This is a genomic window from Deltaproteobacteria bacterium (genome assembly GCA_017302835.1).
Taxonomy (GTDB): Bacteria; Bdellovibrionota; Bdellovibrionia; order Bdellovibrionales; family Bdellovibrionaceae; genus UBA2316.
On record JAFLCC010000002.1, the window covers coordinates 146876 to 160443 of the forward strand.

Annotated in this window: 12 protein-coding genes; 5 read left to right on the top strand and 7 right to left on the bottom strand. The window is 35.5% G+C overall.

The features are described from left to right. Window positions 1–3: 3 nt before the first annotated feature. From J0M15_02690 to J0M15_02705, 4 genes are all read right to left on the bottom strand, one after another. Window positions 4–480 carry a hypothetical protein gene (locus tag J0M15_02690; GenBank protein MBN8535935.1) on the bottom strand — a complete coding sequence of 159 codons (477 nt, stop codon included), beginning with the start codon at window positions 478–480 and terminating at the stop codon, window positions 4–6. An 8-nt stretch (window positions 481–488) separates the two neighbouring features. Further along, window positions 489–1013: a hypoxanthine phosphoribosyltransferase gene (hpt, locus tag J0M15_02695; protein MBN8535936.1), complete on the bottom strand. Its 525-nt coding sequence runs from the start codon at window positions 1011–1013 to the stop codon at window positions 489–491. A gap of 95 nt (window positions 1014–1108) precedes the next feature. Next, window positions 1109–1879: a uracil phosphoribosyltransferase gene (locus tag J0M15_02700; GenBank protein MBN8535937.1), complete on the bottom strand. Its 771-nt coding sequence runs from the start codon at window positions 1877–1879 to the stop codon at window positions 1109–1111. Window positions 1880–1885: 6 nt separating this feature from the next. After that, on the bottom strand, window positions 1886–2854 hold the full coding sequence (locus tag J0M15_02705; protein MBN8535938.1) for a hypothetical protein: 969 nt from the start codon (window positions 2852–2854) through the stop codon (window positions 1886–1888). A gap of 134 nt (window positions 2855–2988) precedes the next feature. On the opposite strand from J0M15_02705, the gene rsmH reads away from it, so the two are divergent. The 3 genes from rsmH to J0M15_02720 all read left to right on the top strand — a co-directional run bounded on the left by rsmH (window position 2989) and on the right by J0M15_02720 (window position 6221). After that, the gene (gene rsmH / locus J0M15_02710; protein ID MBN8535939.1) at window positions 2989–3861 is read left to right on the top strand and encodes a 16S rRNA (cytosine(1402)-N(4))-methyltransferase RsmH; all 873 of its coding nucleotides are present in this window, start codon (window positions 2989–2991) and stop codon (window positions 3859–3861) included. Window positions 3862–4006: 145 nt separating this feature from the next. Further along, a complete protein-coding gene (locus J0M15_02715) occupies window positions 4007–4327 on the top strand; it encodes a cell division protein FtsL (protein ID MBN8535940.1) in 321 nt (106 codons plus the stop codon). Further along, the gene (locus J0M15_02720; GenBank protein ID MBN8535941.1) at window positions 4317–6221 is read left to right on the top strand and encodes a penicillin-binding protein 2; all 1905 of its coding nucleotides are present in this window, start codon (window positions 4317–4319) and stop codon (window positions 6219–6221) included. The genes J0M15_02715 and J0M15_02720 overlap by 11 nt, the downstream gene beginning before the upstream one ends. Here the strand turns inward: J0M15_02720 and J0M15_02725 are convergent. Then, window positions 6208–6873 carry an esterase gene (locus J0M15_02725; protein ID MBN8535942.1) on the bottom strand — a complete coding sequence of 222 codons (666 nt, stop codon included), beginning with the start codon at window positions 6871–6873 and terminating at the stop codon, window positions 6208–6210. The genes J0M15_02720 and J0M15_02725 overlap by 14 nt on opposite strands. Before the next feature lie 65 nt (window positions 6874–6938). Here J0M15_02725 and J0M15_02730 point away from each other — a divergent pair, with 65 nt between their 5' ends. Next, on the top strand, window positions 6939–8519 hold the full coding sequence (locus J0M15_02730; protein MBN8535943.1) for a UDP-N-acetylmuramoyl-L-alanyl-D-glutamate--2,6-diaminopimelate ligase: 1581 nt from the start codon (window positions 6939–6941) through the stop codon (window positions 8517–8519). A 27-nt stretch (window positions 8520–8546) separates the two neighbouring features. Then, window positions 8547–9962 carry a UDP-N-acetylmuramoyl-tripeptide--D-alanyl-D-alanine ligase gene (locus tag J0M15_02735; protein ID MBN8535944.1) on the top strand — a complete coding sequence of 472 codons (1416 nt, stop codon included), beginning with the start codon at window positions 8547–8549 and terminating at the stop codon, window positions 9960–9962. On the opposite strand, the gene J0M15_02740 is transcribed toward J0M15_02735, so the two are convergent. Together J0M15_02740 and J0M15_02745 are read right to left on the bottom strand one after the other, a co-directional pair. Further along, the gene (locus tag J0M15_02740) at window positions 9930–10439 is read right to left on the bottom strand and encodes a hypothetical protein (GenBank protein ID MBN8535945.1); all 510 of its coding nucleotides are present in this window, start codon (window positions 10437–10439) and stop codon (window positions 9930–9932) included. The genes J0M15_02735 and J0M15_02740 overlap by 33 nt on opposite strands. A gap of 87 nt (window positions 10440–10526) precedes the next feature. Continuing rightward, window positions 10527–13481 carry a hypothetical protein gene (locus J0M15_02745; GenBank protein ID MBN8535946.1) on the bottom strand — a complete coding sequence of 985 codons (2955 nt, stop codon included), beginning with the start codon at window positions 13479–13481 and terminating at the stop codon, window positions 10527–10529. Window positions 13482–13568 lie beyond the last annotated feature (87 nt).

The following is a 13568-nucleotide window of genomic DNA, read 5'->3' on the forward strand; positions in this document are numbered from 1 at the left end:
GTCCTAGATCCCTAGGATCAGTCGACGAGCCTCTTCTTTTCGAGTTGGATCCTGAAGAAGACTAAATAGAACCCAAATAGAATCTCGAACCCAAATGGCATCATAATTAGTCTCATCTTTTTTTCCTTCTTCAGTATCTCGGTTGGCTGCCATTGCATAACCACGTTTAGTCAGTGGGATATAAAGACTTGGGGCTAATTTTTTTTGGAGTTCTTGAAGGTCGCCGCGGGTCCAACGCTTTTCAACCCACTGTTTTATTTCAGGGTTGAATATGAGAACAAATTCCCCCTCGGGAGCGAGAACTGTTTCAATGTAAGGTCCTCCTTCAGCGAGATACTTTTGGACATCGACAAAGGCTTTTTCTTTTGTTGTCAATTTTGGTGATGTTGCATGGGCATCAATAGAAAAAGAAAATAAACCAATAGTGAAGAAAGTGACCATTAGTTTTAAATAGCAAGCGATGAGAGGACTTTTTTTCATTTTTCTCTTTATTGAAAATTTTGAACTTGGCCGATAAAGGGTAAATTTCTGTAATGACCCTCATAATCGAGGCCATAGCCGACAACAAATTCATTTGTGATTTGAAATCCTACATGGTCCAACGTGCATGGAACTTTTAAAGCTTCGGGTTTTTCTAAAAGCGCTACAGTGGTTAAACTTGCTGGCTTTCTTGACAGAATAGAGTTTTTTAAATAATTCATCGTTAAGCCCGTGTCGACAATATCTTCTACTAATAAGACGTGTTTATTTTCTATAGGACGAGTCAAATCAAGAGTGACTTTGACTTCGCCAGAAGAAGAAGCGCCATGATAGCTAGAAACTCCAAAAAACTCACAAGAAATATCAGTATCTATTTTTCTGATTAGATCAGAGTAAAAAAGAAAGGAACCCTTAAGAACGCAAATCGCAACGACGTGCTTGTCTTTAAATTTTTTTGTAAGTTCTTTGCCAAGCTCATCAATTCGAGACTGAATTTTTTCGGCGGAAATAAAAGGATTAATTTTTAAATTCATGTGTTACCTCGAGGTCATTTGGATTATGAATGTACTTAAATTAGTAGCCTGAAATATCAAAGTCAACCCATGTGATCGTGAGACAGCGATTAATTTTAGACAAAGGAGTTATTCATAATTTCGCCAAAACCACCAGCACCAGGAACAATATAATCTTTCGCATTAAGTCCTTTTTCTTCATCCCAAAAGAGTCCTGGTTCGGCGTGCAAAACTTTTGGACTAGATAATCCTCTATCAACACGTAAGGCGTATATCTTAACATCTGGATGGATTTGAAGGACCCTTCTAATATATTCAGGAGTTATGATTAAATGAATGGCTATATATTTTTTTGCCTTACCTGGTATTTTCCTTTTGTAATGTTCAATAGTAGAAATAATAGTAGTGCCAGTGGCCCCCATGGGGTCAGGAATTAGAACCAAGGCCTGATCCACATCTCCTCCAATTTTGAACCCATCTAGTAAAGTACTGGTAACTTGGTAGTCATCATTGGTCATACGGGCTGCAAAGATATGATCCTGCCTTATGTATTCCTGTTTTAAAAACATATGAAGTTGTTCATAGCATAGATGGCTTGGATAGGTTCCTGCTCTGGCCAGGTTCACACAAATTGCTTTTTGATTTGGGTTAATGATTTTGGCTGTCAGCAGCTTATCAGGATGATCGGATGTCATACGGGTTGGGACAGCCACTTCTTCAAGAAGTAATTCTGAATTTATCACAGTGGCTATCAGTTCGGAGTATAGGTATTTGACATATTGATTTATTAAAGGTTGCACTGTTTTAGGCGAGCATAGATTCGTGAGTACACTGATTAGATTTGGTTTATCGAGAATAGAAACTTGGGGTCCATAATGGTGATTCATAAAAACCTATTTCTCAAAATTATAAAAGAAAACAGAGAAAGTTTCCCCATTCTTAAAATATGCGGATTTCAAAATTTCAAAGGGGCTTATAGAAGTCAAGTATTCCTGTTGTTTTATCATTGGCGTCGTCGTTAAAACTTTGCCAATAAAAAAAAATTGAGAATCAGAAAGCTCAATAGAGCCTAGATAATCCAAGGTTTGAAAGTTATTTGAATTTGGATCTGAAATGTTGACTTGATAACGTTTTGAAATTTTGAGATCGGCTAAAACACTTTCTGTCGAGATTTCTTTAATTTTGAGTTCTGAGGTTAGACCAATGGTATTGTTTTCATTTGAGCTCTTTAATCCCTGAAACCAAGTTTCAGTTTTTTCCGGTTTAATCAATTTTTTATCTGTTCCATAAATATGAATCTCATTTTTAAGAGAGGTTATCTTTTGTCTACCTAAATTGATAGTTCCTTGAGAATAGTCACTGGAAATAAATTGACCTGAGTTTTTGGCTTCATCTTCAAGAGCATAAAGGCCCTTCAGGGTGACCTCAGCGTATTGGATCATGAGGGTTAAAACAATTGGTTTTTTAGCTGCCGCCGTTAAATCTGTTGAGGCCTCTGTAGGGCTCTCAGTAGGTGACCCATTATTATTGGAAGTTGTCGGAGATCCATTTTCTTTAGTTGCTTGGTTGTTGTCAGTTTCAGAGTTTTTTGGAAAGGGAGCTGAGGTCGGGGAAGCCGGAGGGGTCTCTTTACTTGAAAATGATGTATTTTGGTCCGTATTCGAAGTCGATGAAGAATGGTGAGAATTTGATATAAAAATAGCTTTCTTATTAGTTTCAATAAAATTTCTTTGGGACTTAGACAAGTTAAAATAATAAAAACTAGCAGAAAGCAAAAGAACCATGCCCACAAAAAAAATGACCGTTCCATTCTGAAACAGCTTTTGAACAACAGAAATTTCTGGCGGATTATAGGTCTGCATATCGATTCCGCATCTGGCGCAGAATCGATCATCTGGTTGTCTAAAATGACATTTGGGACATTCAACTTGCATAACTAATATAGGATAAAAGATTAGTCGTTGACCCTCAATAGAAAAGTTCTTAGGTTGGTCCAATGAGCCATATTCCTGTTTTATTGAATGAAATTAAGTCGACCTTTCAACCTTTTGTTGGTTTTTCAAGACCGCTGTACTTAGATGGTACATTCGGGAGAGGTGGCCATTATAAGGAATTGAAGCTTTTAATTCCTCAGCTTCAAACGATTGCTTTTGATCAGGATCCAGAAGCCATCAAATATGCGAACAAATATTTTGCAAAAGAGATTGATTCGGGAGAATTGCAGATTATCCATGATAACTTTATCAACTTTCAAAAGTACGGAATAGAAAAAATAGATATGATACTTTTAGACTTAGGAGTCAGCTCACCTCAGCTAGATCAACCCGAGAGAGGATTTAGTTTTTATCATCAGGGCCCTCTGGATATGAGAATGAATAACTCAGCTGGTTTAACAGCTGCAGACATTATTCAAAATGAGTCGGAAAAAGAACTCATTACTCTTTTTCAACAACTGGGTGAGGTAAGGAGTCCTTATAGGGTTGTGAAGGCGATCATGCATGATAGGGAATCAAAGCCATTTCTAAACACAAAGGACCTGTCGGGCCTTATTGAGCGGGTCGATGGTTGGAGAAGGAAAGGCTTTCATCCGGCAACTCAATACTTTATGGCCTTAAGGCTAGCTGTTAATAAGGAACTTCAAGTAATCAAAGAAGTAGTTCCACTTTTAATGGAACATCTGAATTCGGGAGGGAGAATGGCCGTCATCTCCTTTCACTCCTTAGAAGACCGAATTATAAAAAATCTATTTAAAGATTCGTTAGAAAAAGGGAGTCCTTTATTTAAAAAAGTGATTCAGCCGTCTCGAGAAGAAGAAGTATCAAATCCAAGAAGTCGTAGTAGTAAGTTAAGAATATTTGTTAAGAATTGAAGTTTTTTCAAATAAGCGCTGAGACCTCTGTCTAGGATCTTAGAGACTATCTTAGTAATAAAATGTCTAAAAAGAAAAACGGGTTATAATTAAAGAGACTAGGATGGTCTGAATATCAAGAATGATATAAAATGTGAGGTCATGGATGAAATCTAAGCAAGATGAGATAAAGCCTTTTTTTAGTTTGGCCATTGTTATTTTGACTCTTTTTTTTGTGGCATTTATGCAGATGGAAGAGCGTCGACTTGGATATCAAATTTACTATTTAGCTAAAAAAGTTAAAAAGGTTGAACAAGAAAGAAGACTTCGAGAAATTGAGTTAGCAAAAATCACCATGCCATCTCATTTAATGCAAGTTGCAAAAAGTAAATTGACATTAAAAAGACCTGAACTGAATCAAATTATCCATGTGGCTGGTCCTATGAAAGTTTATTCAAGTAAAAAAAGGATTGAATTTGAAAACTAGAATTATAATTATTTTTATTTTTTTTATCTGCCTATGGAGTTTCATACTTATTAGAGGATTTTTTATTCAGTTGGTTCCTAACAGTAAGTTATCTTCTTTGCAAAACAAACAATTTGAAACAAATGTCACTTTGCAGTCACGAAGAGGAAATATTGTAGATAAAAACTTAAAGGAAATTGCCATTTCTAATCAAACGTTTTCATTATTTGCAGATCCAAAAAATATAGAATTACCAAGAAAATATGCAAAACTTTTAGCGAAGAAATTAAATATAAATTCAGAGAATCTTTATCTTAAACTAAAAGATAAGAAAAAAAGATTTGTTTGGATTCAAAGGTTTTTAAATAAAGATGAGTATGAAAACATCAAGCAACTAGAATTAAAAGGTTTGTCGTTTGTCGAAGAATGGAAGCGATACTATCCGAATGAGGAATTGCTAGCTCAAACGATTGGATCGGTGGGGCAGGAAGGAGTCGGCTTAGAAGGCATCGAATTAGAGTATGAGAATATTTTAAAGGGTGATTTAACAAAGAAAAAAATTCGCAGAGACGCCAGGGGGAGAACTTTAAATATTGAGGGCATGACGATTACTGAGAATCAGGAAGGCGAGGATGTTCAATTAACATTGGATACGGATTTGCAATTTTATTTGCAAAATGAATTACAATTTGTTCTGAATTCTTTTTCTGCGGAATCAGCCATGGGTGTGGTGTTGGATGCAAAGACATCAGCCATAAGATCAATAGTGTCTTTGCCCAATCAAAATAAATTCAATTTAATGTCTAAAAGACAAAGAAATATTACTGATGTATTTGAGCCAGGAAGTACAATGAAACCATTTATTGTTGCTATGGCAGTAGATGAAAAAAAAATTGAGCCAAATACAAAAATTTTCTGTGAAAATGGTAAGATGAAAGTGGGTAATAAAACCATCAGAGAAGCTGACTCTCATCATCAATTTGGAAATTTAACTAGTTCCGAGATCTTAGCCTATTCTTCAAACATTGGATCGTCAAAAATTGCTTTTTTATTAGGCCAAGAACAAGTGTGGAAGGGATTAGATAAATTTGGATTTGGAAAGAAAACCATGATTGATTTTCCAGGCGAAGGAAGAGGCGTATTACAGAAGTTGCCTTGGAGGGATCATTTATTTGCTAACATTTCCTTTGGTCATGGAATCAGTGTAACAGCAATTCAGTTAGCAAATGCCTTTGCCGCCCTTGTAAATGGAGGGATCTTGAATTCACCCTACTTGGTTGAAGCGACCAAGAACCAGGACTTGTCAGATTTTAAAAGCTTGAATAGACCGTCGGGAGTGCAAGTTATTTCAAAAGAAACATCTAATAAAATAAAGCTTATGTTGACTGCCGTTACCTATGACGGGGGGACAGGAGTGAATGCAAGGGTTCCAGGATTCCAAGTAGGTGGAAAAACGGGAACAGCTCAAAAAAGTAATCCGAATGGAAAAGGCTATCTGCCTAATGCGTATCTTTCCAGTTTTATTGGTTTTATTCCAGTGCATGAACCAAAATATATTATTTATATCATCGTTGATAATCCTCAAAAAGCCTATTATGGATCGCAAGTAGCGGCCCCCGTTTTTTCAAAGGTGGCGTCCTATTTAGTTCGGAAGGATGGTTTTGCTCCGAGCTTAGTTTCAGAAAAAAATTTAATTTCCGAGAATTCAAAAAAACTTCCAAACTTGAGTCAAAAACAAACTGCTAGGAATCCGACGATGGGGATGTCTTTAAGGGAAATTATTAAGAGATTAGAACCCAATAAAAACGAAATCGAAATTCTTGGTAACGGCAAAACCGTAGAAAGTGTCGAAATCTCTAAACAAGACGATTCCAAACAAGATGAGATGACCAAGGTCAAAGTTATTGTGAAATAAAAAGTCCTAGTTCGGCTATCACCTGCTGAGGAATTTCATGCCCTCCATTAAATCGAATCATTTTTCCTCTTAACCCTGCGGAAGTCAGAAACGAATGCAATCTGTCGGCGCCACCCATAGGCAAAACAGGATCGTTTTGTCCATGACTCATAAAAAATGCAGAATCAATCATTTCTGACTTTAAGTGCTTCTTTAAATTAGTTTTATTAACTAAGTTTGATGATAGCAAAATAAGCGCTTTAGGTGGAACTTCTAAATTAAAGAATAAATTTAGAGCTAACATGCCCCCTTGGCTAAATCCGCCAATGATAAGTTTCTTTGGGTCTATTTTTTTTGCTTTAATCCAATAGCTAAAATCACTGACCAATTTTTCAATGTCCTCTGGTACCTCATCGCTGATATCTAAATTTCTGCTTTCTTTTTGATACCGATCAAGTGAAATAGGCCACCAGGCTTTTCCTGTCCACCCTACACCTAGTGGGATTGAGATGGGTCCATTTGGAAAGTACCAATTAAATTTTTTTTGAGTAGGAATCACTTTTGAGAGAGGGAATAAGTCTTGAGCATCGGCGCCATAACCGTGGAAGAGAACAATAGAATCCAAGTTAGGATCTTGAAAATCCTCAAGCAGGTTTTTATCAAATAGGTTCATTTAAATTCTCCTAAAAAATACACTATTGATGGACACTTATATACTACTTTGTTAAATCTGAACAGATGAATATTAAAGAATTATTTGAATTGTTTCCTCAGCTAAACAATAAGTTAAGCTCCCAATTAAACCAGCAGCTAAACCAGCAGTTAAATCACCGGTTAAATCACGGGTTAAATTCCATTAAAAAGCTGAATGTTCATCCGTCACTAATGGGACATAAAATAAAAAATTTGACGTCTTCGTCAAGAGAAGAACAAAAGAAATCAGTTTATTTTGCCTTCAAGGGATCTCGGGAGGATGGTCATTTCTATATTTCTGAGGTAATTTCAAAAGGTGTTTTGGCTTTAGTAATTGAAGATGAATCTAAAATTCCTAAAGGATGCTCTCTTCCGATCATGATTGTGCCTGATGCCCGCAATGCATTTGACTTTATAAGTTCAAAATTTTTTCATCAAAGTGATCAAAAACTTTATACCGTAGGTGTTACGGGAACAAATGGGAAAACGTCCATTACTTATATCGCCGAATATATTTTTAAAAACTTGAATTTGCCACTCGGAGTTATTGGAACAATTAATCATCGATTGGGTGCAAAAACATGGGATACGGAGTTAACTACCCCCGATTCTTGGACCCTACACAAAAGGTTACACGATTTTTATAAATTACAAGCGGCAGGTGTTGTATTAGAGGTATCAAGTCACGCCTTAGATCAAAAAAGAGTGAATTCATTAAATTTTGATGCTGTGATATTTACAAATCTAACAAGAGATCATTTGGACTATCATAAAACAATGGGTGCCTATTTTCGAGCAAAGCAAGTGCTTTTTTGGGATCAAATGTGGAAAAGCGTTAAAACTAATAAAATGGCCATTATCAACGGAGATGATTCTTTTGGAAAAAAATTAAAAATTGCCAACGGTGTGGATAAAATTTATTTTGGTATGAATCAAACCAATGATTATTCTTTCAAAATCTTAAACCGAAATTATTACGGGCAAGACATTGAACTAAAATACAAAAAAACGTCATGGAAATTTCATGTGCCCTTAATCGGTGATCATTCTATTTATAATTTAATCCCAGTTTTGATTCTCGGAGAAAAGAATTCAATTAGTGTAAAAAAATCAATGGAAGCATTTAAAAAATTCCCGGGTGTTCCTGGAAGATTGCAAAAAGTAGAGAATAAAAGAAAACTAAATATTTTCATTGATTATGCGCATACTCCCGATGCATTACAGAAAGTACTAAATACACTCATTTCAATTAAAATAAAAAATAATTTAAAAAATAAAATAGTATGTCTATTCGGTTGCGGTGGAGATAGAGATAAAGGGAAAAGGCCCTTAATGGGAAAATTGGCGGAAAAATTATCTGACATCATGATAATTACTTCAGATAATCCCAGAAATGAAGATCCAAAACAAATCATAGAAGATATTTGTAAAGGTCTAAAAAAGAGGAATACTTTGAACGTGATTGTGGAAGTTGATCGAGCCCAGGCAATAAAAAAGGGAATTGAAATGTTGTCCCCAAAGGACGTGTTAATTATTTGTGGAAAAGGGCATGAAAATTATCAGGTTATTGGCTCTCAAAAAAAATATTTTAGTGATTATGATGAAGTATTAAAAAACATAAATTAATAAAAATTAATAAAAATAAGGAAAAAAATGTTTGAATTAAAGAAATTAAAAGTCTGGATGGAGGCGACGATTCTTCAGGCTGAACGAACTGAGTTTTTGGAAGTGGCTTCGGATACCCGCAAAGATTTGAAAGGGAAGTTGTTTTTTGCATTACGTGGAGAGAATTTTGATGCTCATCAGTTTCTAGAAAAGGCCATTGAACAAGGCGCTGCTGGTTTGGTAATTGATAAATCAGAAAAGTTTGATGAAATAAAAGAGAAATCTAAATCCATTACCGTTTTTTTGGTTAAAGACACTTTAACGGCATTGCAATCACTAGCACATGAGTATCGCCTGGCCTTAGGAACTAAAATTATTTCCATCACGGGCTCAAATGGTAAAACTACAGCCAAGGAGTTTACAGCTCAAGTATTAAGTGTTTTTTTTAAAACCCATTTTAATTCTGGATCTTATAATAACCATTGGGGTGTGCCATTTTCACTTTTAGCATTAAAGCCAGAGCATGAAATTGGAATTATCGAAATAGGGATGAGCCACCCCCACGAAATCGAAAAACTGGTCAAAATAGCTTGTCCTCAAATAGTCGTTTGCACGATGGTTGGCAATGCTCATATTGAACACTTTGGGACAGTGGAAAAAATAGCTGAAGCCAAAGAGGAGATATACAAATATTCAGATCCAAATGGGATTAAAATTTTTAATTTGGATAATGAGCATACATATAAAATGTATGTGAAATATGGATTTAACCGTAGTCAAGCATTCACTTTCTCAACGAACCGTAAGGAGGCAGATGTTTTTATGAAAGTTAATGAGTTTAAGATTGATTCATTAACTATAGAAGGTTCAATTTTAGGAGTTAAAAATACAATTCAAGTACCTATTTTCGGAGAACAGAATATTACGAATATCATGGTTGCAGCTACGATAGCGATTGCCTTACGCGTCCAACCTGAAAGAGTTTGGGATTCATTGAAGGGTTTAAGTACAAACTGGGGGAGGAATCAATTTTTACAGTCTGATATTGGAGGTAAAATTTTATTTGATGGATACAATGCTAATTCCGACTCTATGAAAAGTTTATTGTTAAATTTTTCAAAATTGAAAACTAGAGGAAAAAAAATCGCAGTGCTTGCTGAAATGCTAGAGCAGGGTGATATGTCAGCTGAGTGCCATAAGAATTTAGGAATACAGGTTGCTAATTCTGGATTTGATATCGTTTTCTTTTATGGAAAACCTTGGAAAGAATTTAAAGAAGGGGTTGATTCAGTTAATAAATCACAAAATATTTTCTATTATCCCGATTTTAACAACGAAATGATTACAAAGATCAAAGAACTTGAGACTTCAGAATCATTGATCTGTATTAAAGGATCAAGAGGAATGAAAACGGAAAGAGTGGTTCAGGGATTAGTTAAGACTTTCTCTGGTAAATACATTTAAGTAGTACTTAATTAGATAGTCTATTTTAAATTCCTGATCCTTATAGGTCCAAACTAGTTCATTAAACACTTTTATTTTAGCAATAATTAACTGGTCATCTAAAATTTTGGAGTTTAATTTTGATTCTGAAATTTGAGAGGTAGAGAGCATTTGTGAACCAATAAAATTGAAGCGAATGCATATTGAACCAGGTTCTAATAATGAAAATAGCATTTTGTAGCCATTCCTAAAAAGCATAAAGTCACCGTGCGTTTGAGCTATGGTGTAAATTTTTATATTACCAACTGGACTTGATTTTAAGTCATTGTACATACTGATAGCATCGGTGAATTTCTCTTTGAGAAGAGCCAAAAAATTAAGAGTTTCTTGAACTAAGATTCTTTTTTGATTATAGGATGGATCTAGGTTAATGACTCCAGATTCTATGGATTGATCTTCAGCCTCTACTAATTCCTTGATCCATTCTAACTGATTCATATTCACTCCTTGAATTTGATTTAGGACGTCCCTTTGCCATTTTAGCAGCACTTATTTAAGGATAAAAAGGAGAGACCCTGAAATCAACTAAAAAATGCTAGCTAGCTGAAAGCTAGTTGATACGCTGGAACTTCCAGAAAAAGCGCCACCAAGTGGATTATATATCCCGATAATTGTTGTTAGCGGAAGTTGATAAGCAAGATTTAAATCAAAACGAAACTCAAAACCGACATTCCAAAAGCTTTGATTTGTGCTGATGGAATCAAATCTAGATTCTTCTGTTTTGTAAGCTTTTCCTTCCAAAAAAATCCCATCAGCAATAACAGCGCCATGAAGTCTTCGAAGGTAGAAAGGATCTGTTGAATGTCCTTTGTTAATGTCACGGATAGGGAAACGGTATTCAAATTTTGGATTGATGATAGTTTCACCCACAAAGTGACCTGTATTATATCCGCGCATTAAATAGAAGGGAGTGTAGGGATCTTGTTGTACAGCGATGGAGCTTGTTGATCCTCCAACGATAGGGCTGATTTTGTTAGGTGAATAGAGCAAGTCAAACTTAGCTAACAAAGCGTGATTTTCTGGAAGATATTTAGAGAAAAATAAATTTGAACCAACTAGAAACTGAGTTTGTTCTCTATAGGAATCCTGGTTAAAAAATTGATTGAGCCCTAAATAAAGACTTGAGCCTTCTTTCGGGGAAACGAGTGCTAAGGGTTGCGTAAAGTCTTTATAGATATAAAGAAGGCTCAGGCCTTTTCTTAAATACTCTGTAGATGTTGTTTGTGATGTAATTTCTTTAAAACCCAATTGAAAAATTGAATTTTTATTCAGTGTCCAGATATCAGGTAATGTAAAAATGCTTTTAGTTGTGTAGGTTGCTCGGTTATTTGTAGTTACAAAATAGGTAGTATTTTGATTATAATTTCCGCCCCAGCCCCAAGTAAAGGAACGATTAACATAGGAACCTTGAACTGAAGTTTTCTGCGTTGCCGAGTCATAGTTGATGAGAAGATCGTAGGTGTGTCTTTTTAGAGGATCGTATCCACCTGTTTGTGCTTGAAAAAGAAATCTATTGTCGGTGCTGGAAGTTGTCAAAAATGGAATCCAATACTGTGGCCAAAGATAAGACCAAGGCGAATACTCGCTGACAGTACTTTTTGTTTCGAGTTTTTCATCTACATCTTTTGATTTTGTCACGTACCTTTTTGCTAACAAGCTAGTTACGGAGGGCAGGTTTTCAGGAGTTTTTACATAGTCATTCGCGCTTAAGAAGTGGACCTGAGGTCCTTTATTTGTAATTTTAGTTGCGTAAATATCTTTTGTGACGGGATCTAAACTGAAGGATTGGTAAGCAGTGTAAGTGTGAGTAAGGGGTAGTGCTGATTTATAAACTGTATCTAAGTTTGAGCTTAAATTAACAGAATAAATATTGCTAATGCCATTTTTAACGGATGTAAAATAAAGAATATTACTTGCTTTGTAGGCAAATCTAGCTTGGGGAAACTGATTTAAAAAAGGTTTTAGAATGTTTGTTTTTCTATTGAAAAGCCAAAGAGTTTCTTGGCCAGAAGGTTTTCTTAAAGAAAACAATATTTCTTCCTTTGAAAGAAACAGGGGAGAAGAAATTCTTTCCTGGATATCTGCAGACCATAAAACGCTAACGTGTTTTGTTTTCAGGTTAAGGAGTCCAAGTTCTGTCTTAAAAGCACCCAATTTGACAAACACAATTTCATTCCCGTCCTCAGAAACAGAGCCTTCTCTAGCACGAAGGGAGTTTGTAATTTTGTGAGTGGATTTTGCCTTAATATCATAAATATATAAGTCAGAGAAAGTTTCTGTGGGATTTACAGAGTCCACTTTATCAAATAAAATGCGTGTGCTATCTGGAAACCAAGAGGCTTTTTGAATGCTTCCTCCGGGGGGGCCATCCATAAGTTCATCATCTGAATCTTGAATGTTTTTATAAATATCATCAACAACCTTGCTATCTTCTATTTGTGAGGGGTTTAGAATAATAAAGTTACCATTACTATTTTTTTCTAATATCTGTAATCTTCGTTCGTCATCGTTGGAAACTGTTACAAGGGCCAAATATTTTCCATCGGGGCTTGTAGAGGGAGAAAGTGAGTACTGGGCATTTATTCCAATGGGAACATGGGTAGTCTCAGGAACTTGTTTAATTACTTCAATTTGCTTTTGTATCATTTCTTCTAAGACATATAAGGTGTCTTCAAAAAACTTTTCATAATCAGTACCTAATAGTTCCTCAAAGGGAGAATTAATAAAAAAGGGTACTCGGCCCGCTTGACGGTCATGCAGAATTTTTATTATTTTAGGACCTTTTTCATGAACGATCTGACTCCAAATTAAACTACCAAAAAAATAAGGTCTTTGACCTTCTGGCCACGTAGGTAAGAACTCGTTTATGTCGTAAATTTTGAAATTTTTTAAGCTATCGGTTAAGACAAAAGATCTTAACATCGCATCTTGATAGGAAGATCTCAGACGTCCTCCTGTTGACAACTGTGTTTCCATTTGGACGGAAATTCCCTCCTTCCACCATCTTGGCAGTAGGGCATTGGGGGCAATGACCGATCCAAAAATAGGTCGAAGATAGCGAACAAAGCCATTGGCTCCTTCAAAAGTAAGAATGTGAGTGTATTCGTGAAGTAACAATTCATAAGCCCAGTCACCATAATCAGCCAAACTTTCATTCGAAGTGGGAAGCACAGGGTAGATCATGATGTAGGGATAAGGAATGCGAGTTGCAAAACCGTTAGCAATATCTGTTTTATCGTTAATGATTACAGTTGTTTTTTTTGGTTTTTGAGAAAAAAACGGATCAAGAGATTTGTAGGCTTTTTCGAGTTTGCTCGCAACAAAAGTTCCAACTTCAATTTGGTTTTTATTGGTGATGACGAAGAAATGAGCTGTTTCAAGGGTTAGAAATTCTAAAGAAGGGGGAACTTCTTGAGAATACAATTTTTCATTTATCAGGAGACAAAGTGAAAGAAGGAGAAATGCAAAGTTTTTTTTCATAGTCTATAAGGTAATACCTAAAGCGTTGCAACATCAAACAGGTTTGACTTTTAGAAGCTATGCAATAGATTTAACTAAAAATACAAA